This is a genomic window from Paenibacillus sp. J31R98 (assembly GCF_056269245.1).
Genome location: NZ_JBWDNO010000006.1, coordinates 149270 through 173934, shown reverse-complemented (window position 1 = coordinate 173934; position 24665 = coordinate 149270). Strand labels below are relative to the sequence as shown.

Below are 24665 nucleotides of genomic sequence, written 5' to 3'. Positions count from 1 at the left end.
TGCTGCCAAACGCCGCTCTATTTTTTCCTTAAGTCTACGCCGTTGTTTCTATTTTGCCTGATTGCCAATTACCCGCGTTTGCTTAATTTACCTTATTATATCGGTCAACCACTCTACCCGCAACAAAACAGGCAAGACCACGCTTGCGCGCAGCCTTGCCTGTTCCGACTAGCTATACCATAACCACTAGTGAATTGCCCGCTTCTTGAAGCGGCCGCCCTTCACGTCGTGAATGTTGCCCACCGCGAGAAAAGCAGCTGGGTCCAGCTCCTGCACAATCGACTTCATCTTCGCTTCTTCCAACCTCGTAATGACGCAGAAGATAACCCGCTTCGAACCGCCCGAGAATGCCCCTTCTCCGTGCAAATACGTTACGCCACGGCCGAGACGGCTCATGATCGCGTCGCCGATCTCTTTCCACTCTTGGCTAATAATCCAGACCGACTTGGACTGGTCGATCCCTTCCAACGTCACGTCTATGACCTTGAAAGCAATGTAATACGCTATGAGCGAGTACATGGCACTGTCCCAAGAGAAGACGAAGCCCGCGCTGCCGAGGATGAACAGATTGAAGAACATGACGATCTCGCCAACGGAGAACGGTGTCTTCTTCGTAAATAGAATTGCAATAATCTCCGTACCATCGAGCGATCCTCCGGACCGGATCACGAGACCGACCCCGATGCCGAGAATGACCCCCCCGATTACCGGTGCGAGGAATGGGCTGTACGTCAGCGCCTTCACCGGATGGAGCAGCGTCGTGCCAATCGACATGATTACAACCCCGTACAGCGTAGAGAGCGCGAACGTTTTACCGATTTGTTTGTAACCTATGACTAGGAACGGCAAGTTAAGTAAGAATAGAAAGATACCAAGAGGCAAGCCTGTTAAGTGAGAAATAATGATTGAGATACCGACAATACCACCGTCAATGATGTTGTTCGGCACAAGAAAAATCTCAAGCGCAACCGCTACAAGCGCAGCGCCAATCGTAAGAAATACAATTCTAAGGAGCAGTTCTAGTTTGGTCATCCGATAATGCTGTTTAGCCATATGATCCCCCCTCAAAGCTTCGCTGAAACGCGAAAAATAAGCTTATTTATCCATTATACCCTTTTTTAAGCCAAAAACCAAATATAAAGCCGTGTTATCTTCATCTTTTAAATATTTACATCTTCCAATCGTCATCTTTCGATATTTTGATGCATTCGTTTTACCCGACTCTCATTCAACTATTCGGCCCCCACTCACCAGCTCCAGCAACCGAAAGTCGCTTTCCCATCTCTAGCGCTCATCCCTCGCCCGTTTCACTTTTGAGAGTCGGATTTCGCGACTTTCTCCTTCGTCCCAGCGCGACGCTCATGGTGAGAGAACCTATATGTTCTCTCACCAATCAAACATTCTGGATCAGCAACCACCATCGCTCGGACCATCACCTTTTCCACTCTGCCCCTACGCCGAGAGCGGCTTTCCCCCCTCTCACACACGATTTCCCGCCATTTCCGCCTCCGAGAGAAGGTTTTCCCGCTCTCAACAAGCATCTCCCGCCATTTTCACCCCACCGCCTGTGCCGAGAGCAGCTTTCCCCTCTCTCGCACACGATTTCCGCCATTCCTGCCGCCGAGAGAGGTTTTTCCCGCTCCCAGCCGTCATCCACTCATGCGCTCACCTTCTCCCAACTCCCTATTGCCCCCGCCGCCAAAATAGGTTACTTTTAAACATATCGAAATAATATATACGCATACACTTACTATTCGCATACATAAGGAGCCAACAACATGCCAATTGACGATATAGACCGCCAGATCATCCGTCTCCTGAACAAGGACGGACGCATGTCCTACACTGACCTCGCGAAGGAGGTCGAGTTATCCCGCGTTGCTGTGCAGGCACGCGTCGCCTCGCTCATGGAGAATGGCGTCATCGAGCGCTTCTCCGCCGTGGTCAATCCGGAGAAGCTTGGCATCAATGTGTCGGCGTTCTTCAACGTCGAGGTGGAGCCGCGCTACCTCTACGAGGTCGCAAACCGGCTCGCCGATGAGCCGGTCGTAACGAGCTTGTATCATATGTCCGGCCCGAGCAAGCTGCATATGCACGCGCTGTTTGCGAATAATCAGGAGATGGAAGCATTCCTCGTCGGAACGCTTTATAAGCTCGAAGGCGTCACGAGCGTCGACAGCCAAGTGCTAATTACACGGTACAAAAGCCGCATGGGAATGAGGTTATAACATGACCACCACCGCTCCAACCTTAAGAACCTACACTCAGCTCTGCTGGGCCATGATGAAGACCGGCATTCTCGGCTACGGAGGCGGGCCGTCGATTATCCCGCTCATCCGCTACGAAGCGGTGACGAAGCACCGCTGGCTGGCGGATGAGGAATTTGGCGAGATTCTCGCCCTCGCCAACGCACTGCCTGGCCCTATCGCGACGAAGCTCGCAGCCTATCTGGGCTACCGGCTCAAGGGCGCACTCGGCGCAATGCTCTCGGTGCTCGCCCACATCCTGCCTTCGTCCATCGCGATGCTGTCGCTGTTGTCCGCGGTGAACTACTTGAGCCACTCCGCCATCGTCCGCGGGATGATCAGCGCCGTCGCACCGGTCATCGCCGTTATGCTCGGCGTCATGGCGTACGAATTCGGCGAGCGCGCCGTGAAGGGACTCGGACGGAAGCTTGGCATCATCATGCTGCTCATATCCTTCGCGTTGCTCCAGCTGCTCGGCGTCCATCCCGCGATTGTGATCGTGCTGTTCCTCGCGTACGGCGCGATGCATTTCAAGCTGCTCAGCCGCCTGCAGCGTACCAAACCAACCGAAGATTCGGCGCAGAAATGAGGCTCGCCTAAATGGAATGGCTCAAACTAATATTTGGCTTCTTCATCGCCAACGTGCTCGGCTATGGCGGCGGTCCATCCTCGATCCCGCTTATGTATCAAGAGATTGTGACTCACTATCATTGGACGGACGATGCGGAATTCTCGAACATTCTTGCGCTCGGCAACGCGCTACCGGGTCCGATTGCAACGAAGATTGCGACCTATGTCGGCTACGAAGCCGCCGGCTGGGTTGGTATTGCCGCAGCGCTGATCGCGACGATCGTTCCATCCGCAATCGCGCTCATCATCCTGCTGAAGGTGCTGAAGAAGCACCGCTCATCGCCTATCGTCAAAGGCATGACGCTGCTCGTGCAGCCCGTCATCGCCATTATGATGGTGCTGCTCACCTGGCAGATGGGCAGGACATCGGTCCATGACATCGGCATCTGGCAAGGGTTAATTATTGCCGCCATCGCCTTCTGGGCGATGCAAATCCGCCGAATCCATCCCGCACTCGTCATCGTAGCGGCATTCGTATACGGAGGACTAATCCTCCCATTAATCTAATCGCCGACTAGGCTTCTGTACTCTCGCTTCCTCCGCCATTCTGATCGCCGCACAACAAAGAGCGCCCCAAGCCTCGGTTATCCGAAGCTAAGGGCGCTCCTCTACTCTAAGCTACTCTTCGCCTTCCTCTTTCAGCCGATCGCACGAGACCGTCTGTGTATTCAGCGGATCGGAGCCAACCTGCACGGTTGCCATCCCATTCACTTCATCCACATTTTCGATCCAGACCGGCTCCCCGCTCAGTTGAACGGAGAATGTATCTTTCGAGCTGTAAATTTGCATTGCACGCTTTGTATCCATTGTTCGCTATTCCCTCGCTTCTTGCTCCATTGTATCCGTGGTGGATTCAGCAATTAACCCGTTGTTCAAGGTCACTTGCCCGCCGCCTAATCCTTCATTCACCATCCGGTCAATGTCCATAAAATAATCTTCGCGGCCTTCATGTGATTTGTCGTTAGCCGTATCGGCCATCTCAGGTTGCCTCCTTCAGATGATGATCTTGGTTCGTGCTAACCAAAAATATGCCCGTTCCGGCTTACTTTCATGCATTTGAGGGAACACTGATACTATCGTTCAATTACAGGGTGAGGGGGAAATAAGATGCACACGGTTTGGAAAGGGGCCATTAGTTTCGGGCTCGTTCATGTGCCTGTCAAAATGTTTTCAGCTACCGAGGATAAAGATATTTCGCTCAAAATGATCCACCGCGATTGCGGGAGCAATATTAGCTACATCCGCAAATGTCCGACCTGCGACGTCGATGTCGAGTGGGACGATATTGTGAAAGGTTACGAGTATGAGAAGGGCCGCTACGTCCTGCTTGAGAAGGACGAGCTAGAGTCTCTGTCGAGCGATGCGACGAAGACGATTACGATCCTGGATTTTGTCGCGCTGGAGGAGATCGACCCGATCTATTTTCAGAAGACCTACTACCTCTCCCCCGATCAGGCAGGCGGCAATGCGTACAATCTGCTGATGGAAGCGATGCGGCAATCCAGCCGTATTGGCATTGCGAAAGTGTCGATACGCTCCAAGAGCTCGCTCGCGGCGATTCGCATTATCGACGACTGCTTGGCGATGGAGACGATCTTCTATCCCGACGAAATTCGCTCTGTCGACCAAGTGCCCGGACTGCCTGAGACGGTAAACGTCAATGAGAAAGAGCTGATGATGGCGCGGATGCTGATCGAGCAGCTGTCGACTCCTTTTGAGCCGGCAAAATATACCGATGATTATCGCGCTCGTCTGATGGATCTCATTCAGCACAAAATCGCCGGTGAAGACGTAAGTGTTGCGCCTGAGCAGCAACGCACGAATGTGCTTGATCTCATGGCTGCGCTGCAAGCGAGCCTTGAGGCCGTGAAGCTGCCGCCAACCGCACCAGGCGGCGTGGATACAGGTGCAGCCAGCAAGCCGCCGGCTGCTTCTGCCGAGCCAGCTCCTGCCGCAGTTTCGGAAGCCGGCAGCGCTTCAGGATCCGAAGTCGTCGCCAAAGTAAAAACACCCCGCGCTCGTAAGACAGCGAAGAAGGAAACGGTGTCCTAGATGTCAGCGCACAATCAGGAGCAGCCGTGGGCAGATGAAGCTTCTGCGTTAGCGGCAAATTTGAGCAGCGGCGGCGCATTGCAGCCGCTCGCTCTTCCGAATGAGCCGATGGCTCCGATCTCGGACGACGAGCTGCCTATCGGGAGCGATTGGGGCTACCAGCTCAAGTGGGACGGCGTTCGGATGCTTGCTCGTTTGGATGGATACGGGAATGTGGAGATCTTTTCGCGGAAGCTGTATTTGAAGAATAGCATCTACCCGGAGATCGTGTCGCTGCTGGAGTCTAAGGCTAAGAAGCTCGGTCCCTGCCTGCTCGATGGCGAAGTCGTCTGGTTTGACGGCGTAAGGCCGAACTTCCAGCATGTCCTGAAGAGAGAACGTTCACGGTCCTCTCTGCTTCAACCTGCCACAGATACGGATGCGAGAGCGCCGCTGAACGGCGGACTTGTCTATGTGCTGTTCGATTTGCTCGCGGATGAGAGCGGCGACCTGCGGCAGCTGCCCTATGAGGAGCGGCATCGCAAGCTGATGGAGCTCTGCCCTGCTGATGATCCACGCATGTTCGTGACGGAGCTGTTCAAGGACGGAACAGCACTGTGGGAGTGGGTGCAGACGAACAGCTGGGAAGGTGTCGTGAGCAAGCGGCTCAGCAGTCCTTATCGGGAAGACAAGAAGCATCGCGACTGGCTGAAGAAGAAGATCGCTATCGTGCTCGATGTCGATATTGTGGGGCTGAAGTGGCGAAACGGCATTGTGGCGAGCCTCATTATGGAGCATGAAAGCAGCTATCTCGGCAGCGTATCGCTCGGGCTGAACGATGCGCTTCGGCGTGTAATTGCATCGACATTTCGTCCACAGGGCTCGCAGCTCGCAGTTGTCGCCTGCCCTTTTCCGGTTATGCCCGAAGATTTGCGTAAAGAAGAAATCCAGTGGTTATCGCTACCGTTCAAATGCCGTGTGACCGGGCTAGAATTCACTTCCGCCGGGCAGCTGCGCCATCCGAAGCTCGTTACTTTCTTGCCGAAGGAGCCGCTCTCATGAGCGCCCGTTCGGTTAAAGGAACGATCGTCGTCGAAGGACAGGAGTTGACTATCAGCAATCCCGAGAAGCTTCTCTTCCCGGAGAAGGGGATTACGAAGGCGATTTTTTTGCAGCGGCTGGCTGCACTCGCTCCTTGGTTGATCAAGCACTGCCAGGACCGGATGCTGACGACGATTCGGTTTCCCGATGGCGTGGATGGCAAGTCTTTCTACCAGAAGAACTGCCCGACGCCAGCTCCTCCTTTCGTCGAAACGGTAGAGCATGAGAGTATCTCGTATGTGAAGCTGACGTCGCTTCCGGTGCTGCTGTGGCTCGGTAACCTGGCCTGTATCGAATACCACGCTTCGTTCGATCGCATCAGCAATCCCGCCTATCCGACCGAGTGGATTCTCGATCTCGATCCAACGCTAACCGAGGAGCCGCGCATTATGGAAGCCACGCTGCTCGTTGGGGATTTGCTTCGCTCGCTAGGGATTGAATCGACGCCGAAGACGTCTGGCGCAACCGGCGTGCAGGTTATCGTACCGCTTGTTCCCGAGCTGACCTTCGATGAATTACGCGTCATCGGGGAGTTCGTCGGCAACTATTTGTCGGACAAGCATCCGCAGCTGTTTACGATTGAGCGGCTCAAGAAGAACCGCGGCGATCTGATCTATATCGACTACTTGCAGCATTACAGCGGCAAAACAATCATCGCTCCCTACTCCCCTCGCGCGCGCCGTGCTGCCAGCGTCTCCACACCGCTCTATTGGGACGAAGTGCGCCGCGGTGTCTCGATTACGGACTACCATTTGCTGAACATCGAAGAGAGACTCTTGCAAGAAGGCGATCTGCTGGACAAAGTTGCTCCTCAGTCGCTTCGGTCGATTTTGCAGTTTATTGGCGGGAAGAATCGGTAGAGGGCAAATAGAGTTGCGTGGAGGTCCTGAATTTCCGAGAGCGGAGTGCCACCGCGCAAACACAAACACACAAAAACCGGACCCGCGAGGGTCCGGTTTTCTTCTTCTACTACTATCCCAAAATCGCTTCGATACGCGTCAACACATCTTCCGACAACTTGATGCCGGATGCGTTCACGTTCTCCACGACCTGCTCCGGACGGCTTGCGCCCACAAGCGCGCTTGCGACGTTCGACTGGCGCAGAATCCACGCAATCGCCAGCTGGCCAGTCGTGATCTCCAGCTCCTTCGCAATCGCGGACAACGCGCCGACCTTCGCGATTTTCTCCTCGGTGATGCCTTTGCGCACCCAATCGAGCTTCGCTGCACGGCTGCCCTCTGGAATCGCAGATACGGAAGTATATTTTCCAGTCAGAAGGCCTTGCGCAAGCGGCGAGAATACGACTTGTCCAATGCCGTTCTTCTCTCCGTACGGAATGACTTCCTTCTCGATGTAACGCTCAAACATGTTGTAAACCGGCTGGCTCACAACGATGCGGTCAAGCAGATAACGGTCTGCAGTCGCAAGCGCGTCTGCCATTTGTGATGCCGTCCACTCGCTAACGCCGGCATATAGAACTTTGCCTGAACGAATCAGATCGTCGATTGCACGAAGCGTCTCATGCAGCGGAGTTTCTTGATCGTAACGGTGGCAATAGAAAATATCGACATAGTCCGTGTTAAGCCGCTTCAAGCTCGCGTTCGCTTGCTCGATGACATGCTTGCGGGAGAGGCCGCGGTCATTCGGGCCATCGCCCATCGGCCAGAACGCTTTGGTTGCGAGAACATACGATTCACGCGGATACGCCTTGATCGCTTCGCCGAGCAGCACCTCTGCCGCGCCGCGCTCGTACACATTGGCTGTATCGAAGAAATTAACGCCGAGATCATAGGCGGTTTCAATCGCTTTCACCGCATTCTCACGTTCAACATAACCGCCATATGTAAGCCAGCTTCCAAGGCTGATCTCACTTACTTTAAGCCCGCTACCACCAAGTTTTCTGTAATTCATCCAATATCCCTCCTGAATCCATTTACGCGAAACCCGCGCAAAACCTATTCTACTTTCATTAGTATAAAATTTAAAGTAGTGAAAAAAACATCAATATATTATACTAATTATATATACTATACTTCTTGTTACTAGCTTCTCAGAAAGGATGGAGTCAATGACTACCAATAATTATATCCCGAAAGTGCCTGCTTTCATCGAGTGCAATATCGAGAAGACCCTTGACGTCATCGGCGGCAAATGGGCATTCCTCGTGCTGCGAGAGCTGTTCGGCGAGAAGCGCCGCTTCGGCGAGCTGCAGCGGCTGATTCCTTCGGTGAGTCCGCGAGCACTGACAAGCACACTGCGACATCTCGAGAGCCAAGGCGTGCTGGAGCGGCATGTGTTCCCGACCGTTCCGGTTACGGTTGAATATTCATTAACGCCGAAGGGCATCGATCTTCACCAAATTCTGCATGAAATGAAGCTGTGGGCCGCGAAGTGGACCTAAACGCAAAAAAAAAAAAGAGCAAGTGAAGAGCGCGCCACCTGATGTGCCGTCCTTCACTTGCTCTTTTTACATTGCTATAGTCCGATAATCCGTTTAATTTGCAGCTTACGCTCACAAGACAGGTCAACGAAGTCCTCGCCTACTTTAACAAGCGGAGCTTCTTCATCATGCGGATTAATATAAACGATTTCCCCTTCGCGGTCATCCGTGAGCACGACCTTCTGGCCGATCATTTTCGTCGTTATATTCTCCAGGAAGACAGCGACGATACGCGGATCAAGCTTGCCGAAATAGCCTTCGCGCAGCTCGCGGACAACTTCATAGAACGGCAGCGCCTTCTTGTACGGACGCTCTGATGACATCGCATGGAAAATATCCGCAACCGCTACGATCTTGCTGAATAGATCAATTTTGTCAGAAGGCAATCCAAGCGGATAGCCCCCGCCGTCTTCCCGTTCATGATGCTGCAGCGCGATAAGCGCCGAACGGTAGCTGATCCCTTCGGTCTTCTTCAGGATATCGTAGCCAAGAACGGTATGTTTCTTCACAAGCTCGAACTCTTCTTCAGTCAGCTTGCCTGGTTTATTAATAATCTCCGACGGGATCTTGACCTTGCCGATATCAGCCAGCGTAGCTCCAAGAGTAAGCGCTGTCAAATCAACTTCGCTTAATTGCAGCCACTTGCCGATCATTGTTGAGAGAATGCCAACGCCGATATTATGCTGATAGGTATAATCCCCTTGCGCCTTGACCGCTTCGAATAATTCGAAGATATTCGGATGCCCAGCAACGCTCTTGACCGCTGGAATGATGTCATTCTCAAGCTCATTCATCGGCACTTGGCCTGATTGCTGAATGGTGTCATACATCGCTTTGGCACGATTCATCACTTGTCCAACTGCTGCGCGAGCCGTCACCGATTGCGATGAATTCCGCTCAAGGTCAACCAGATCGAATAATATGGAGACATTGTCGATGTTATGCTTCTCTAGCAGCGCCAAATGCTCTTCCAGAAGCACGCTGCCTGCCGGAAGGATCGTAACGCCAAAATGATTGACGACGTCATGTTTTAATGTTTTTCCAATAAAATGTTGCATTCAGCGCCTCCAACGACCATATGTATTCTCTCTCCCGAGGAGGTAAATCTTGTATTACTAATAATGTACCATGCCTATGTAGCTAATGTCCCATGGTATTGATTTACAGATTACAAAATGAGACAAAAGAACTATATTCGTGTTAGGTTTTATGCCGAATTATACAAAAAAAGGCAGCGGAGGCCACTGTCTTTTGATTGGTAAGCTATTCAGTTGGAGGTTAAAGCTCTCCCGTCATTAGCGCAGTCGTCCAGCGGTCGACTGTATAGGGCATCGGCGGCGACAGCTTGCGCCTTGCCGCGCGTTTGCGCTTAATGCCTGTTTCCTGCGCGCGAGCGCGGCCCCGAAGAGTCAGCTTGGAGCGGTGAAGCACCATCTTCACGGCGGGAACCGAGCAATTCAACTCTTCCGCAATGTCTTGATACGTGTAGTCGAACACCTCGGCAAGCAGCAGCATCTCCATCTCTCGTTCGGACAGATGCTCGGTTACCCATTCCAGCGTGCCGCGCACGGAAGCATAGTTCGGATCATAATGAGGCTGCAACAGCGCCTCGTCGATCGGAACGATGATTCCGCGCCGCCTGCGATGCGCATCGATGTGCAAATTGCGTGCGATCTTGTTCAATAAGGAGCGCGGATGGCGAAGCTTGCCTGTATCCCGGTAGTGCTTAAATGCCCGAAGAAGCGTCTCCTGCAATAGATCCTCCGACTCCCATTTCGATGCGGTCAAATAGTAGCAATAAGCCCGCACGTGGGGCAGATGCGGCTTCACGTCTTCTTCAAACTCGGTCCACGGTGCCATGCTTCTAATCCCTCCTTACTTTACGTTCATGTTCGTTATTGACCTTAGTCTAACAGCCTATTATGAACATGAGATGAAAATAAGCTTAAGATTTAGAAGGAATTTTCTAATAAACCGAATAGCTGTGCCGCACAGGCTTCGGTAAAGTCCAGCGTCTGAGCCATAGCATCCTCAAGGCTGCAAGGGCCTGGCACTATGGAGAAGGCGCTCACCTTCCCGAGCTGGCGCAGCGCTTCGCCAGACAAGCTCTTCGTGCCGCATAGGATAATAACCGGAATCTCCAGCGGCCGCGCAGCCCGGCATACGCCTGCCGCGACTTTGCCCGACAACGTCTGCTCATCGAGCTTCCCTTCGCCTGTAATGATGAAGTCCGCATCCTTCACTGCCTCCGCGAAGCCGGATGACTCCATCACAACGTCGATGCCGGGACGAATCGACGCATTCATAAAGCCGAGCATGCCGGCACCCATTCCTCCGGCTGCGCCGCCGCCAGCGACGCCGAGCACATCGATGCCGCGAAGCGTCTGAATCTGTTCTGCCAAGCGGCGCAGGCCCGCATCGAGCAGCGCGACATTCTCCGGCGTCGCGCCTTTCTGCGGGCCGAACACCGCCGACGCGCCTTCAAGGCCGCATAGCGTGTTCGTCACATCGCAGGCGATCGTGAACTGCGCTTCCGCTAGGCGCGGATCGAGTGCGGCGTCATCGAGCTTCGCGAGCCGCGAGAGCGCTCCGCCGCCCTCTGCGAGCGGATGCCCCGCCGCGTCCTGCAGCTGCAAGCCGAGCGCCTGCAACATTCCGGCACCGCCGTCATTCGTCGCGCTGCCGCCGAGGCCGACGATGAACTTGCGGTACCCGTGATCCAGCGCATGCTTGATTAGCTCCCCAGTGCCGCGCGTCGAGGTGAGGAGAGGCTGCCGTTCCTCCGGCTGAAGCAGCGGCAGGCCGGAAGCTTGCGCCATCTCAATGACCGCAGTGATGCCGTCGCCAAGCACGCCATAATGCGCCGTAATGCTTCTGCCCAGCGGGTCGGACACGACCGTCTCTACCCGGCTGCCTCTCGTCGCATGGACAAGATTATCCATAATGCCCTCTCCACCGTCCGCGAGCGGCAGCTCCACAAGCTCCGCTTTCGGCGTTATGCTGCGGATGCCCCTTGCAATAGCGGCACATAATTCACGCGCTGACGCGGAGCCTTTAAACGAATCCGGTGCAATGACGATCTTCATCCGGCCAATCGCCCCTTTCATGCCATGTAAGGTTGATACCTTCATTATAACGCCAAGCCGCGCCACATCCACCTATAAAAAAAAGCCCTGCCCGCTCCCTTAGAGGGAGATCAGGCAGGACTTCTATCTTGCACTACGAGTCAAGGAACTCCGTGCTCAGCTCTTCAGGACCTGGCATAAGCAGCCATTTGCCATCCTCTTGCTTCTTCGTATGGAAGACATACAAGGAACGAACAGGCGTAAATTCGCCATCCATCGTGTAATCTATCTTGAACGACACAAGCACCAGCGCTTCCGTTTCGTACATTTCCACAACCGCACTGCGCTCGAGCGTCATTTTCACTTCTGTATCTGGATCGTCGAACACTTCTTTAGTAGAATCCACCTCATCCTGGAAGCCTTCAGCGCCAGGTACGAGCGTTGCAGCGTACGCAGTGATATCCTTCGCGTTCGTAGCTGCCGTTTGCGCGTCCAACACTGCGTCGATCGCAGCTTTGTCCGCATCTTCTACGGTCACTTCTTGCTTCCAAAGCGCGTCGACATCATTAATTTCGCTAGACATCTGCTCGATATCGTAAACCGCCCATTTGCCATTATCTTTGCGAAGCGTATAGACGATTTCGCTCTGCATGCTTGGGTAGAAGCTGTTGTCGCCGCTTACTTTGTACGTATGCTCCAACGTCGACACGACCGCTTCCGCCGCCGAGTATGATTCAAACGTCATCTCGTCATATTCCGTCTTCGTATGCATCCGCGAGAACTGATCGCGAATCGCTTCGTTAATCTCTTTGCCGTACGGTGCTGCCGAATGAATAAGTGCCATAAATGCATCTGCATCCTGCTTGTCCTCAGCTACAACCAATTGGTTCAATACAGCAACGACTTCCGCCTTCTGCGCAGCAGTTGGCCCTTTATCGACAATCGTCACGAGCTTCTTCGTGCCATCCCAGCTCACTGTCTTGTCCGACAATGTAGCGATGAAACGAACGCCAACCATCGTGCGGCCGCTAATCAGCTTCATCTCGCCGTTCACAGGCACCTTCTTGCCGTCAACAAGCGCAGTCGTACCCGTTGGCTGCATTTGAATGCTGCGTACCTCCGACTTTGCTTTGATTGTCTTCGTCGCAGCGTTGTAGTCGATCGAGTAACCGAGCTTCGTGAACAACGTACGGAATTCTACGTAAGTTTTGTCGTTTAACAGAACTGGCGGCGCCGGGAAAATAACCCATTCCCCGTTCAGCTTCACTTTAATATCTTTCTGCTGTGTTGCTGCGGAAGCGGTGCCAGCTGCCATTGTCATGACGATGAGCAAGGCAAGAACAATCCCCATTAAGCGTTTCATAGTAAACCTCTCTTTCAGAAATAACAATAGATTTATAACAGAGTTATTTTATAGATAGTTACAGCTTTTTACAATCCTCCAAATGTTGCATTTGTCCCTACTGTTGCGCCGTATGAACTTGCCTGCTCGCGCGAAAACGGAATAGACGGATGCACATGGCCACCCAGCAGCCGCTAAGCCAATAACCTGCAAGCACATCCGACGGATAATGCACGCCAAGATAGACGCGGGCAAGGCCGATACAGATAATCATGCAAGCACTGAAGAGAAGCAGAGCAATGCGCCATCTTCTAAGGTGAATATGCCGCCAGAGCAAGTAGGTGATGAGAAAATAAAACGTAAACGCCGCCATCGAATGTCCGCTTGGATAGCTGTAGCCCGCCTGTTCCGCAAGCCGGTGAATGTCTGGACGAGCGCGTTTGTAAATGTCCTTAATGACATGATTGAGCAAGGTTGAGCCTAGCATGCCTCCGAGCAAGAGCACCAGCTCCTTGCGGTGCTTCAAATAGATATACAGAATAATAGAAAGAACAAGCAGCGCCGGAATAAGCACCACGGACGAACCGATCATCGATAGAAACTTCGCGAGTGATGTTAGCGTATCGTTCTCCCACCCTTGAACGGTAGAGATGATTGTAAGGTCAAACTGCGAGAGCTGATCGCGCTCTACGAGCATCGACAACACTTGGAATCCCGCAATAGCGAGAAGGAAGAAGACGAGCCAAAGCAATGAAATGAACCCCTTTATTTAAGTTTGGATAGTCGTGACCGTTTCTGTCAGTGAACATCGGTTACACTGATGAAGTGAGATTTCGGATCAAGTTAGGAGCAATGAAACCATTATGACAATGAATATGAATATGAATATGAAACCATTAGAAGGCCGGGTAGCCGTCGTCGCTGGAGCTACTCGCGGCGCCGGACGAGGCATCTCTATCGCCCTCGGCAAGCTGGGCGCAACTGTATATGTAACCGGCCGCAGCACGCGCGGCAACTTGTCCGACATGGGCCGCAGCGAGACAATAGAAGATACGGCGGAGCTCGTCACCGCTGCCGGCGGCAAGGGCATTGCTGTACGCACAGATTACTCCGTAGAGGAGGACATCCGTCGGCTGTATGAGCGTGTTGCTGCAGAGCAGGATGGAAGGCTTGATATTCAAGTCAATGATATATGGGGCGGCGATCCACTCACTGCATGGGGCGAGCCGTTCTGGCAGCATTCTCTGCATAACGGCCTGCTCATACAGAAGCGCGGCGTCCATACGCATATGATGGCGAGCTATTACGCGGCGCCGCTCATGATCGCGCGCGGCTCCGGGCTTATTATTGAAATTACCGACGGCTTCGACTACCGATACCGCGGCAATTTGTATTACAGCCTTGCCAAAGTTTCCGTCATCCATCTGGCGGAGGCGATGGCAGCGGACCTTAAGCCTCATGGGGTAACTGCCTTAGCTCTGACACCGGGCTTCCTCCGGTCGGAAGCGATGCTCGATCACTTCGGCGTGGCGGAAGCCAATTGGCGAGATGCGACGCAGCAGGACGAGCACTTTATTGAATCGGAGACGCCTGCTTTCGTCGGCCAAGCCGTCGCTTGCCTTGCTGCCGATCCTGAGGTGTCCAAGAAGAGCGGCAAAATCCTCACTTCATGGGATTTGTCGGACGAGTACGGCTTTATTGATATTGACGGCAGAAGTCCGCATTGGGGCCGCTATGCCGCGAAGCATGGCTTCTATGAATAGTTAGGCGTTCATGGCAGGTCGATCCAAATCGCTGTCTTATCGTCAGACTTCTTCAGCCGCGGGAACTGCATGCAGTCCGGGTCCGACTCTTCGAGCGCGGTCAGCCACTCGATGTAACGCGTCAGACCCATCTCGCGAACGAGCGAAGCGATCTGGGAGGCGCTGTCTTTGTCCGGTTCGCCGGGCGGCTTCGGAATGTACAAGCCGTCGGAGAAGAGCAGCAGCGCTTGCACATTCGTGCGGCTAACACGGCCGAATTCGGCGTAATCGGCGAACGCCGGATCGCCGTTAATGACGCTATATCCGCCGTCCGCACTCGCAAGCGCTCTGCCTTCTTCGATTTGCGCTTTGCTGTGCTCCCACAGCTCCGCCCGCGTCGTCAGGCCGGCTTCGATGCCTGCTGTCCAGACCGCCTTCGTCCGGTCATCGACATGGGCAAGCTGATCATTCGTCACGATGCGAATCGTGCCGTCCGTATAGTAGACCGCAAGCATGCAATCGCCAGTCTGTGCAAAGTCAATCCACTTGGGCGCGAGCCTCACAAGCACGGAGCAAGCGCTCCACACCGCCTCCTTGCGCTGCGCCTCGATTCCGGCTTCCGCCATCGCTTGGCGCAGCGCGTCATTCGCCTGTCCGAGCAATTCCATGAGGCTGAGCTCAGCATCTACCGATTCGCTGCAGGTTCGAGCTATGAGCTGAGAGGCGAGATAACCGCCGGTTTCTCCGCCTGGTCCGGTGTAAGGAACAAGCGAGGTCGCGCCGTCAATGACGCCATAGATACCTAGCGAATCGTTACTGATGAGCGCATCTTCATTCCATGCACTCACTCCGCGCTGCGTAATTGTTGTTGGTTTCATCTTCGTTAATTGCCCCTCCAGTCGACGTATTGTTCCTGATTCTCGTTTAAGCTTATGATAGACAAGAAACGAAGGCAAATCCAATCCACTCGTCTATTCACGGCGAGAAAAAGCCCGAATCGCGCAATGTTACTTGAGAGCGCAGGTTCGGGCCTTTATATTTGATGTCGCTAACTACCCTTTACGAATCGAGGAAAGGCAGATCTGCGAGGAGAGATCCCACGTATACTTGCCGCGGCTGCCCTCATAGATCATGACGAAGTGTTCCTCCGTCTCTGCAATAGCAGGGAACCAGATTGCGCCGCCATCCTCTGACCCCTTAGCCCCGCAGCCGAAGATCGGGTTGCCGGGATGCGACTCCCAGTTCAGCAAGTCGTGGGAACGCGCCAAGCCGAAGAAGTCTGGCTCATCGGCCAAGTACGCACTAGCCCCGTAAATCATGTAGTAATATTCCTCATCCTGCATCAATCTGACCGTTACAATCGATAGGCTGTCCCATCCACCCGTGCGGTCTTGGAAGATCGGTTCATCCGACACAGGCGTGAAATGAATGCCGTCCTCCGAGCTTGCCAGATGCAGCCGATAGCCGTTGTCGCTGAACATCTGATAAATCATATAGACTTTGCCATCCTTCACAATGACCTCAGGCGCACGTCCATCCATAATTTTGCCGTACTTTGTAAAATGCTCGCCGTCGCTGCTGATCGCAAGCCCCACCGAATCCGGGCCATCGCCAACCGCAGAGTAATAGAGGAACACTTGGTCCTGCCACACGACCGATGCCGGGTCCAGCACGTCCGTGCTATCGAATTCTCCAGGCGCGCCTGCGTCCACGATAGGCTCGCCGCCGTTCAAATCCTGAATCTCAATATTATCTGCCGTTAATTGAATGACTTCCGCGACAGCGAGACGGTCATGGCGCTTGCCGTCCGTTCCCGGCTGAATGCCGTTTCCGCGGTAATAGAGCAGCTGCTTGCCCTTAAATTCCAGAAAATCGGGATTTGCGACCCAAATGCTCTTCCATGTCTCTCCGCTAGCCGGAATAACCGGATTATTCGCCGAATGGCTCCAACGAAGGCAGTTTTGCCGATAGTCGTTCGTAAAGAGATTCCACAATCTTGTACTCATGTCCTTGCCCCTTATATGTAGGATGAATGACAATATCGTTCCGAAAATGGCGAGCTGCTGCTTACATCAATTAGAGGACCATTATGCTGAAGGAAACCTAGCACAATCTCTGCACCTTCGGAATTCGCTTCATTATAAACGATTTCCCCGCTCGTTAGCTCGATTATTCCAAAAAAGAAATGGAACGTTCATCACTTGGCTTCACGCCCACATCGAGCCGCTCGGATGCGGGCAATCCTTCGCCGCCATCTTCGCCCTCACTTGGACGAAGCAGCCGCAATGGGCGCAAGTTGTGGCATATTGGAGCGATGGACATGCTTCGCAGCTTCCAAGCCGCGCCTCGTACTTCGCATCGCTGACGCAGCTTTCCGGATGCAGCGCCAGCTTGCGCAGGACGCGTTCGAGCTGCTCATCCGTCACGTGCACGGAGGCGCTGCAGCCCTTGCAGCCCTCTCTTGGCTCAGCGCCAGCGCTGATTGCTGGCATCATTATCCTGCCTGAAGCACAGCAACCGACGCCGGCGGCAGCGTCACTTGAATGCGACCGTCCGCACTCACCGCGATGCCCGTCAGTTCGACTGGCTGTACTTGCTGCGGCTGCTCCACGGTGTTATGCGAATGGATGGCATCGCCTTGCAGCAATCGGCCGCTAAGAGGAAGCTTGGCCGCGCCATTCGCCGCATCCGCAAGCCCGCGAAGCTCAATCGTCACGACCGCTTCTTCGTCGTGGCTAAGATTGCACAAGCTGACATGGATGCGTCCCTGTTGATCGCGCGTCGCGGAAACGCTCGTCTGCGGGATGGATTCGCCGCCTTGCGTATACGACGCAGGGCGATGATCGACATCAAGCGCCTCCGCATCCTGATGCACTTTGAACATCTCGAAGACGTGATAAGTCGGCGTAACCGTCATGCGTGCGCCTTCCGTCAGAACGACCGATTGCAGTACGTTGACCGTCTGCGCAATATTCGCCATCCGCACTCGGTCATGATGCTTCTGGAAGATATGCAAGGTCGCGGCTGCGACAAGCGCATCCCGCATCGTATTCTGCTGATAGAGGAAGCCCGGATTCGTGCCCGGTTCGACATCATACCACGTTCCCCACTCGTCGACGATAAGGCTGACTCGCTTCTGCGGATCGTATTTGTCCATGATCGTCTTATGTTTGGCCACGAGCTCATCCATCACAAGCGCCTTGCGAAGCGTCAAGAACCATTCGCTTGTCTCGAAGTCCGTCGCAGACCCTTTCTCCGCCCACGTATGCGGAACTGTATAATAATGAAGAGTTAATCCATCCATGTACCGCGCCGCTTCGCGCATGAGCACCTCGGTCCACTCATAGTTGAAGTCATTCGCTCCACATGCGATTCGGAAGATCTTATTGTCGCCGTAGTTGCGCACATACGTCTGGTACCGGCGATAGAGGTCCGCATAATATTCTGGCCGCATATTGCCGCCGCAACCCCAATTCTCGTTGCCGACGCCAAAGTAGCTGACCTTCCAAGGCTCTTCCCGGCCATTAGCCGTACGCTCGGACGACATCGGCGACTCGCCGTCAAACGTCATATATTCAACCCATTCCTGCATCTCTTGAACCGTGCCGCTGCCGACATTGCCATTTATATAAGGCTCGCAGCCAAGCAGCTCGCACAGCATCAGAAACTCATGCGTGCCAAAATGATTGTTCTCCACCACGCCGCCCCAGTGCGTATTAATCATCCGCTTGCGTGTTTCCCTTGGACCGATGCCGTCCTTCCAGTGATATTCATCGGCGAAGCAGCCTCCCGGCCAGCGCAGCACCGGAATCTGCAGCCCGCGCAGCGCTTCCAGCACATCATTGCGGATACCTCTCGTATTCGGGATGCTGGAGTCCTCTCCAACCCAGATGCCTTCATAGATACAGCGGCCCAAGTGCTCGGCGAAGTGCCCGTAGATATTGCGGTTGATGCTGCCAGTTGAACGATCGGTATGAATGACGACGCGGTTTGACATGTAGGATGTGCATCTCCTTTTAGATTATAATATTGAATTAATATAAATATTAATTAATAAATAAAATAGCTACTTATAAGTACATTAAACTACAGACCGTTCTACTTTTCAACGCTTTTATTGGAAAGACTGTTTAGAAAAAGGACTAGAAACGGGCGATACACCTATCATGAAGCCAAGAAACCGGCGATCCCGAATTTCCTTGTTAACGATCCACTATGCGCTGCTGCTCGTTGGTCTTATTTTGCTATTCGTCCTTCTATACCTGGACATTGATAGCCGCTGGGCGATCAATTACGCGATGTGAAAGAAACACTCTACCTTAGAGGATGATTAGCAAGCCTATCCCGCCATTTGCCCAGCACAACACCGCGTTCACCTTAATAGCATGTGGAGAAGTTAACCTCATTTACCAAAAGGAGGAAAAACTGCATGCAAAAGAAACAGCGTACCTTCAAGCCTACTACTCTCTGCCGCAGGCAAAGGCATGACCATGAATTCGAAGGCAGCACGAAGCTGGCGGAAGAGGGTAATGATCGCCATAATCATCGGTTTGCAGGCGTTACCGGCCAAGCGATTCGAGTCGGCAACAATCATGTGCACGAGATTGATATTTCGAATACGGACTTCTTCGATCACTTCCATCAGTTGAAAAAAATTACGACAGGTCCAGCGATTCAGGTTGGCAAAGGCAAGCATGTTCATTTCGTATCCGGCAGAACGACGCGGGTTGACGGCCATGTGCATCAGTTCAATTTTTCCACGTTAATCGATTCGCCTCTCACCTAAAACAAAAAGGTACAGTCCGCTCCTTGCGAGCGATACTGTACCTTTATTTCATTGGGACTACGTGTCCGTGCGGACGGCCTTGCTTACAATATTCACGAGCTCATTTGCATAAGTCTCCAGGCCGACCCGCTTCGTGATGCCCGTGTACGACATGCACTCGCTAATGGCGCCTTGAATGACGCTCGCCATCACATCGACTTGAAATGTGCCGAACTCACCGCTCTGCTGGCCATCGCTTAATATCCGCTTCAGCTCAGTAACGACGGGATCCTCATTGCTTTTCCTATAATGAGGGACATGATCCTGTGTCCGCCGCCCGTGAGCAACGATCTCGAGCAGCGCAGCATTCCGTGCCGGATGCGCTCCCTGGTAAGCCAGACTCGCTTCAATGAACAGCCTCAGCTTCTCCCGCGACGTGCCCACTTTGCCGACCCGCTCCAGAATATAGGAGGACGACTGCTCCAGCAGCCTCATTATCAAGTCGTTCATCAGATCATTCTTGTCGGCAAAATGATACGAAATAAGAGCCGTACTAATACCCGCCCGCTTCGCAATTTGCGACAAGCTTGCGCTTACGTAGCCGATCTCGTCCAGCGTCTTGATTGCTGCCTCGACGATTTGCTCACGCCGCGCTTCTGCGATGAACGATTGCTTGCCCTCCTTGCTGGCATCCTTCATGTGCGCTACCTCTTTTTAAGAATTTGCAGTACGGATCTTACTGTGAAGATCATGGCGACGACAAGGAGCGCCTTGTTGAATGGTGTTGCGAATAGTTGGGAGAAGATTTCCCCTGCTTCCCCTTCGAACAGGCCAATAACAACGCGCACGAGCAGGACGATGAGATTCGCGAATAGGATGAGTGGAATGGCAGAGATGCTTCCCACAAAAAGCGTATAGCCAGCTGCTGACTTGCCAGCGATGAACAATATGGTCGAGAGCAGGCAGAGCATGCCGAGTAGTGTAATGAGTGCTGGGCGAATCCATCCATACCACTCGAAGCTTGGCGGATCGACGATCTCGTGATATTTCTCCCAGGTGTACCAGAGTGCGCATGCTCCGAGAAGAGCGCTTAGAAAAGGTGCGAGCGTGAGCAGCCACTTCGGTGTTTGTTCGTTCAGCTTGGTGTCGTTCATCCGGACTCCCCCCTCAATGATTGGTTGATCAAATAATTTATTGATTGCTCGATCAAACATTAACACGGAGAAATTTGGCAGTCAAGATGGATAAATGCGTATAATAGAACCATCTGATTTTATTTGACGAAAAGAGGCTTATGCATGTCTAACTCAACAATTGGCACCCTTACAACCATTCGCCGTTATCCGGTAAAATCCATGGCAGGAGAGGTTCTGCAGAGCAGTCGAATTGACAGCTACGGCATATACGGCGACCGCTCCTATGCGTTTATTGATGAGACGAAGGAAGGCTGGGATCGGTATTTCACGGCACGAAATGCCTCTAAGTTGTTAAGTTATCAAGCTTCGTTCGGCGAAGATGCGGAGGAGCATACCTTGGGAGCGGACAAGTTCCCGCCACTTGCGATTACTGCCCCCGATGGCCGGCAGCTGCAGTGGAATGAGGAGCTGCTGCAGGAAATCCAGCAGTTTGCCCAGCCGGAGCTCTCCCTGCTCGAACATAAACCTTCCTCGCCGGAGCTGCTCGCTGTAGATGCATCGAGCATTCTCATCGTAACCGATAAGTCGGTGCGAAAGCTCGAAGCCTTGTGGGGCAAGCCGCTCGATCCGCTTCGCTTCCGTGCGAATCTGCTCGTAACGCTTGAAGATGAAGACGGTGACGAGGGCAGCTGGCTCGGCAAACGACTGACCGTTGGCACCGCTGAGCTGCAGGTCGATGAATATTGCGAGCGCTGTTCGATGATCACGATTGACCCCGAGACGCTCGATCGCGATCCGTCGCTGCTGCGCAAAGTGAACGAGGAACTGAATTTAAGCTTCGGCGTTTATGCATCGGTAGTGAAGCCGGGGTATGTGAAGGTTGGGGATGGGGTTTACTTGGTTTAAGAAGGGGGCGGTTTCTTTCACACTAACTTCTACACTTTTGGCTGCTGAGAGCGGGTTTTGCCTCTCTCAGTCAATGAACCCGGGAAATTCTGCCGCTCTCACTCACCGAGAGCGGCATTTTCCTCTCTCACACACTAACTTCCGTACCTTTGCCTGCTAAGAGCGGGTTTTCCCTCTCTCAGCGAGCGAACCCGCGGTATTCTGCCGCTCTCGCGCATTGAGAGCGGCTTTTTCCTCTCTCACACACTAACTTCCGGACTATTCCCTGCTGAGAGCGTGTTTTCCCTCTCTCAGCGAGCGAACCCGCGGTATTCTGCCACTCGCACGCATTGAGAGCGGCTTTTTGCTCGAGAGCACATATACGTGCTCTCACCTTCCATTTGCCGACTTTCCCGCTCCGAGAGAACATATGTGTTCTCTCAGCACCACAAAGTCCCCTAAAACCACCGATTTCTCTCACGAGAGCACATATACGTGCTCTCACCTTCCATTTCGCCGACTTTCCCGCTCCGAGAGAACATATGTGTTCTCTCAGCACCAATCCCCGCTCAACTCAAGAACCCGTTGAGCGGTAATGCCGCACGCCGATGCGCCAGACGAGCAAGCATGGCGCGAGGAATGCGATGCCGATTAGCGGCAGCAACGCGTACATCGGGTGATCCGCGGCGCCGTCGCGTCCGAGGATGTACAGCAGCGGCAAGTAGTTGACGCAGCCGAACGGGATGATGAAGGTGAAGAACCGCTTCACCCACTTGTGATATATGTTCAGTGGGTACTGAATCATCTCCCGGCCGCCGTCCGTGAAGATGTTGGCGACTTCAAGACCCTGCACGGTCCAGAAGCTAACCGACGCGGCAAGTATGAAGATGCCCGTGAAGATTACGATTCCGCTCAGCACCATGAGCACGAGAGCCATTACCTTCAACGCTGTCCAACTCGCGTCTATATGACTGGCAGCCCACACCAATACGCCAGCGCTCAGCAAGAGCCGCCCGATACGGGCGAACTCGAACCGGGAGCCGAACACCTGAACGACCGTGCTGCGCGGGCGAACGAGCAGCCGGTCGAAGTTGCCGCTCACGACGAGGCTCGAGAAGACATCGAATCCCCTAGCAAAACATTCGGTGAACGAGAACGCCATCTGCGTCACCGCGAAACAGAGCACCACCTCGTAGAAGCTCCAACCTTTTAGCTCCCCGAACCGTTCGAACATAAAGTAGACGCCTGCGAATGATGTAAACGGCGTTAAGCACTGGCCGAACGTGAGCAGCAGAAAAGAGCCGCGGTACTGCATCTCTGAGCGCAGCAGCATCAGCATGTATTTGAAATATAGCTTCATCCTCGCACCTCATCCTCCCTGCACAACGACACGCCGCAGCGCTTTGTTCATTAAAATTTTGCCGAGCGCAACCAATCCTACCAGCCAAGCCAATTGCGCCGCGAGCCCCGTCAACGCCTCACTCTTGGACAGATCGCCTGTGAATACACGGAATGGGAAATCTGCGGTCCAGTGAAACGGAAGCATGTAGACGATATTCTGCATCCAGCCCGGCATGAGCGGTACAGGAATGATGAGCCCCGCGAGAAACTCGCCGAAGATACTGAACAAGAGCAGCGATCCGCCTGGCGACATCGTCACGAAGACAGATATGTAGATCAGCATGGAGATAGCAACGACCATTAGTAGCCCGACAAGGAGCACCGCAATGAAGAGCACAAAGGTGAGCACATCAGTAGGCAGCTCGAGCCGATAGGGTCTCGGTAGAAATAAGGTAACAAGGAGTAAAGGGAAGCAGCGAAGCAATGCGCTCGACAATCGCGTCGCGAGGAGCTTGGCGTACCAGAGGCCGTAAATCTCGCTCGGTCTGCACAATTCGTAAGCAATGTTGCCGCTTGTGATGAGTCCAAACAATTCATTATCCCTGAGCCAAAGCATGATAAACACGAGAAAAGCTTGCTTGAGCCAGGTGTAGGTGATCACTGCAGTCAGCGTCATAGGGGGATTCGAAACGGAATGCGCGTAGAACGCCTCAAAAATCATAATAAACATAAAGCCGAAGAAAAACTGTGTCGCAATGCCAGCCAGAGCCGCCGCGCGATATTGAAGCCCCATGCTGATGCGCAGCCTGAATACGGACAGATACGCTCTCATCATATCTCGTATTCCTTATACATCTGCACGATGATGTCCTCAATCGGCTGCGTATCAATGGTGACATCGAGCAGCTCGACCTGTGAAGAGAGGCTTGTGATCGCTTCGGAGATCATCACCTGCTCCGTATCGACGCTAATGATCGCCCGCTCCGGCGTCCAAGATAACAGCGATGCGCCTGGAATCTCGAGCGGCTTCGAGTTCTCGTGATAATCCGCCGTAATCGTCCTTCGCGTGCCGAACCGGCTTCTTAGTCCGGCAACGCTGCCATCGTAGAGAAGCGTGCCTTTGCCAATGAGCAGGATGCGATCCGCCAGCGCTTCAATGTCGTTCATGTCGTGCGTGGTCAGAATGACCGTGACGCCTCGCTCTTTGTTAATCTCCTTAATAAAGTGGCGCACCGCAATCTTCGATACCGCATCGAGGCCGATCGTTGGCTCATCGAGGAACAGAATGCTCGGACTGTGCAGCAGCGAGGCGGCGATTTCGCAGCGCATCCGCTGACCGAGGCTAAGCTGCCGAACCGGCGTGTACAGAAGGCTGCTGAGATCCAGCGTTTCGACGAGCAAGGTCAACGTCTTCTTGTACTCCGCCTGCGGAACGTTGTAGATGTCGCGCAGCAGCTCGAAGGATTCGATCACGGGAACGTCCCACCATAGCTGTGAGCGCTGCCCGAAGACGACACCGATGTGCTTCACGTACTGGACGCGATCAAGCCAAGGGGTATATCCCTTGATCTTGCAGATGCCGCGATCCGGGACGAGGATGCCGCTCATCACTTTGATCGTGGTCGATTTGCCCGCGCCATTCGGGCCGATGTAACCGACGATTTCGCCCGGCGCAATCGAGAACGAAATGTCCTGAAGCGCTTCCACAGCTGTGTACTCGCGATGAAACAGCGATTTGACCGCATGCTTAATACCCGGCTCGCGCTTTGCGACCAGGAAGGTTTTGCTGATGCCTTCTACGGTTATCAATTTCCTGTACCTCCATATTTACATAATTTTAGAAAATGACAGGGAGAAGAGAATAGCATTACGCACAGCAAACTGTCAACAACAAAAATAAAGACCGCTCGCCTATAAACAGACGAACGGACTTCGGCTCCG

At 53.5% G+C, this 24665-nt stretch carries 29 protein-coding genes; 11 read left to right on the top strand and 18 right to left on the bottom strand.

The window, feature by feature from the left end; translation table 11 throughout:
- Positions 1–186: 186 nt before the first annotated feature.
- Positions 187–1053, bottom strand: a complete 867-nt coding sequence (locus AC0YNX_RS21645) for a YitT family protein (RefSeq protein WP_475817790.1) — start codon at positions 1051–1053, stop codon at positions 187–189.
- 725 nt (positions 1054–1778) lie between these two features.
- Here AC0YNX_RS21645 and AC0YNX_RS21640 point away from each other — a divergent pair.
- From AC0YNX_RS21640 to AC0YNX_RS21630, 3 genes are read left to right on the top strand one after another with little or no spacing between them, the layout of a single operon-like run.
- Positions 1779–2228 (top strand): Lrp/AsnC family transcriptional regulator, encoded by a 450-nt coding sequence (locus AC0YNX_RS21640; RefSeq protein ID WP_475817789.1) that lies wholly within the window; start codon positions 1779–1781, stop codon positions 2226–2228.
- 1 nt (position 2229) lies between these two features.
- Positions 2230–2835 carry a chromate transporter gene (locus AC0YNX_RS21635; protein WP_475817788.1) on the top strand — a complete coding sequence of 202 codons (606 nt, stop codon included), beginning with the start codon at positions 2230–2232 and terminating at the stop codon, positions 2833–2835.
- Positions 2836–2846: 11 nt separating this feature from the next.
- A complete protein-coding gene (locus AC0YNX_RS21630) occupies positions 2847–3383 on the top strand; it encodes a chromate transporter (protein ID WP_475817787.1) in 537 nt (178 codons plus the stop codon).
- Between the two features lie 111 nt (positions 3384–3494).
- On the opposite strand, the gene AC0YNX_RS21625 is transcribed toward AC0YNX_RS21630, so the two are convergent.
- Positions 3495–3683 (bottom strand): H-type small acid-soluble spore protein, encoded by a 189-nt coding sequence (locus tag AC0YNX_RS21625; protein WP_475817786.1) that lies wholly within the window; start codon positions 3681–3683, stop codon positions 3495–3497.
- A gap of 6 nt (positions 3684–3689) precedes the next feature.
- A complete protein-coding gene (locus tag AC0YNX_RS21620) occupies positions 3690–3854 on the bottom strand; it encodes a hypothetical protein (protein WP_475817785.1) in 165 nt (54 codons plus the stop codon).
- Between the two features lie 129 nt (positions 3855–3983).
- Between AC0YNX_RS21620 and ku the strand changes: the two genes are divergently transcribed.
- Genes ku through ligD form a run of 3 tightly spaced genes read left to right on the top strand, consistent with a single transcriptional unit; the run spans position 3984 to position 6868 of the window.
- Positions 3984–4928 (top strand): non-homologous end joining protein Ku, encoded by a 945-nt coding sequence (ku, locus tag AC0YNX_RS21615; RefSeq protein ID WP_475817784.1) that lies wholly within the window; start codon positions 3984–3986, stop codon positions 4926–4928.
- Positions 4929–5969, top strand: coding sequence for an ATP-dependent DNA ligase (locus AC0YNX_RS21610; protein ID WP_475817783.1), 1041 nt, complete (start codon positions 4929–4931; stop codon positions 5967–5969). It begins immediately after the preceding gene.
- Positions 5966–6868, top strand: coding sequence for a non-homologous end-joining DNA ligase (gene ligD, locus AC0YNX_RS21605; protein WP_475817782.1), 903 nt, complete (start codon positions 5966–5968; stop codon positions 6866–6868). Before AC0YNX_RS21610 ends, ligD begins: the two co-directional genes overlap by 4 nt.
- A gap of 112 nt (positions 6869–6980) precedes the next feature.
- On the opposite strand, the gene AC0YNX_RS21600 is transcribed toward ligD, so the two are convergent.
- Positions 6981–7919: an aldo/keto reductase family protein gene (locus tag AC0YNX_RS21600; protein WP_475817781.1), complete on the bottom strand. Its 939-nt coding sequence runs from the start codon at positions 7917–7919 to the stop codon at positions 6981–6983.
- Between the two features lie 157 nt (positions 7920–8076).
- Between AC0YNX_RS21600 and AC0YNX_RS21595 the strand changes: the two genes are divergently transcribed.
- A complete protein-coding gene (locus AC0YNX_RS21595) occupies positions 8077–8409 on the top strand; it encodes a winged helix-turn-helix transcriptional regulator (RefSeq protein ID WP_475817780.1) in 333 nt (110 codons plus the stop codon).
- A 74-nt stretch (positions 8410–8483) separates the two neighbouring features.
- Here AC0YNX_RS21595 and AC0YNX_RS21590 read toward each other — a convergent pair whose 3' ends face one another.
- The 5 genes from AC0YNX_RS21590 to AC0YNX_RS21570 form a co-directional block, all read right to left on the bottom strand.
- Positions 8484–9506, bottom strand: a complete 1023-nt coding sequence (locus AC0YNX_RS21590) for an HD-GYP domain-containing protein (RefSeq protein ID WP_475817779.1) — start codon at positions 9504–9506, stop codon at positions 8484–8486.
- 220 nt (positions 9507–9726) lie between these two features.
- On the bottom strand, positions 9727–10308 hold the full coding sequence (locus AC0YNX_RS21585) for an RNA polymerase sigma factor (RefSeq protein WP_475817778.1): 582 nt from the start codon (positions 10306–10308) through the stop codon (positions 9727–9729).
- 92 nt (positions 10309–10400) lie between these two features.
- Positions 10401–11579 carry a glycerate kinase gene (locus tag AC0YNX_RS21580; RefSeq protein WP_475817777.1) on the bottom strand — a complete coding sequence of 393 codons (1179 nt, stop codon included), beginning with the start codon at positions 11577–11579 and terminating at the stop codon, positions 10401–10403.
- 88 nt (positions 11580–11667) lie between these two features.
- Entirely contained in the window at positions 11668–12876 is a 1209-nt protein-coding gene (locus tag AC0YNX_RS21575) for a stalk domain-containing protein (protein WP_475817776.1), read from the bottom strand.
- A gap of 97 nt (positions 12877–12973) precedes the next feature.
- Positions 12974–13606, bottom strand: a complete 633-nt coding sequence (locus AC0YNX_RS21570; RefSeq protein WP_475817775.1) for a phosphatase PAP2 family protein — start codon at positions 13604–13606, stop codon at positions 12974–12976.
- A 136-nt stretch (positions 13607–13742) separates the two neighbouring features.
- Between AC0YNX_RS21570 and AC0YNX_RS21565 the strand changes: the two genes are divergently transcribed.
- Positions 13743–14618 (top strand): SDR family oxidoreductase, encoded by an 876-nt coding sequence (locus AC0YNX_RS21565; protein ID WP_475817774.1) that lies wholly within the window; start codon positions 13743–13745, stop codon positions 14616–14618.
- An 8-nt stretch (positions 14619–14626) separates the two neighbouring features.
- Here the strand turns inward: AC0YNX_RS21565 and AC0YNX_RS21560 are convergent, their stop codons facing one another.
- From AC0YNX_RS21560 to AC0YNX_RS21545, 4 genes are all read right to left on the bottom strand, one after another.
- Positions 14627–15475, bottom strand: coding sequence for a protein phosphatase 2C domain-containing protein (locus tag AC0YNX_RS21560; RefSeq protein ID WP_475817773.1), 849 nt, complete (start codon positions 15473–15475; stop codon positions 14627–14629).
- Positions 15476–15649: 174 nt separating this feature from the next.
- Complete coding sequence (locus tag AC0YNX_RS21555) at positions 15650–16603, bottom strand: glycoside hydrolase family protein (RefSeq protein WP_475817772.1); 954 nt, start codon at positions 16601–16603, stop codon at positions 15650–15652.
- Between the two features lie 201 nt (positions 16604–16804).
- A complete protein-coding gene (locus AC0YNX_RS21550) occupies positions 16805–17092 on the bottom strand; it encodes a DUF6171 family protein (protein WP_475817771.1) in 288 nt (95 codons plus the stop codon).
- Positions 17092–18594, bottom strand: coding sequence for an alpha-N-arabinofuranosidase (locus AC0YNX_RS21545; RefSeq protein ID WP_475817770.1), 1503 nt, complete (start codon positions 18592–18594; stop codon positions 17092–17094). Before AC0YNX_RS21545 ends, AC0YNX_RS21550 begins: the two co-directional genes overlap by 1 nt.
- Positions 18595–18763: 169 nt before the next feature.
- On the opposite strand from AC0YNX_RS21545, the gene AC0YNX_RS21540 reads away from it, so the two are divergent.
- Both AC0YNX_RS21540 and AC0YNX_RS21535 read left to right on the top strand, forming a co-directional pair.
- A complete protein-coding gene (locus AC0YNX_RS21540; protein WP_475817769.1) occupies positions 18764–18901 on the top strand; it encodes a hypothetical protein in 138 nt (45 codons plus the stop codon).
- 125 nt (positions 18902–19026) lie between these two features.
- Positions 19027–19383 (top strand): YmaF family protein, encoded by a 357-nt coding sequence (locus AC0YNX_RS21535; RefSeq protein ID WP_475817768.1) that lies wholly within the window; start codon positions 19027–19029, stop codon positions 19381–19383.
- Between the two features lie 57 nt (positions 19384–19440).
- Here the strand turns inward: AC0YNX_RS21535 and AC0YNX_RS21530 are convergent, their stop codons facing one another.
- Both AC0YNX_RS21530 and AC0YNX_RS21525 read right to left on the bottom strand, forming a co-directional pair.
- On the bottom strand, positions 19441–20061 hold the full coding sequence (locus tag AC0YNX_RS21530) for a TetR/AcrR family transcriptional regulator (protein ID WP_475817767.1): 621 nt from the start codon (positions 20059–20061) through the stop codon (positions 19441–19443).
- A 5-nt stretch (positions 20062–20066) separates the two neighbouring features.
- Positions 20067–20516, bottom strand: a complete 450-nt coding sequence (locus tag AC0YNX_RS21525) for a hypothetical protein (protein ID WP_475817766.1) — start codon at positions 20514–20516, stop codon at positions 20067–20069.
- Positions 20517–20660: 144 nt separating this feature from the next.
- Between AC0YNX_RS21525 and AC0YNX_RS21520 the strand changes: the two genes are divergently transcribed.
- Positions 20661–21404, top strand: coding sequence for an MOSC domain-containing protein (locus AC0YNX_RS21520; RefSeq protein WP_475817765.1), 744 nt, complete (start codon positions 20661–20663; stop codon positions 21402–21404).
- A 553-nt stretch (positions 21405–21957) separates the two neighbouring features.
- Here the strand turns inward: AC0YNX_RS21520 and AC0YNX_RS21515 are convergent.
- The 3 genes from AC0YNX_RS21515 to AC0YNX_RS21505 are packed head-to-tail and all read right to left on the bottom strand — an operon-like array spanning position 21958 to position 24533.
- A complete protein-coding gene (locus tag AC0YNX_RS21515) occupies positions 21958–22743 on the bottom strand; it encodes an ABC transporter permease (protein ID WP_475817764.1) in 786 nt (261 codons plus the stop codon).
- A gap of 9 nt (positions 22744–22752) precedes the next feature.
- Entirely contained in the window at positions 22753–23559 is an 807-nt protein-coding gene (locus tag AC0YNX_RS21510; RefSeq protein ID WP_475817763.1) for an ABC transporter permease, read from the bottom strand.
- Positions 23556–24533 carry an ABC transporter ATP-binding protein gene (locus AC0YNX_RS21505; RefSeq protein WP_475817762.1) on the bottom strand — a complete coding sequence of 326 codons (978 nt, stop codon included), beginning with the start codon at positions 24531–24533 and terminating at the stop codon, positions 23556–23558. Before AC0YNX_RS21505 ends, AC0YNX_RS21510 begins: the two co-directional genes overlap by 4 nt.
- Between the last annotated feature and the right edge of the window lie 132 nt (positions 24534–24665).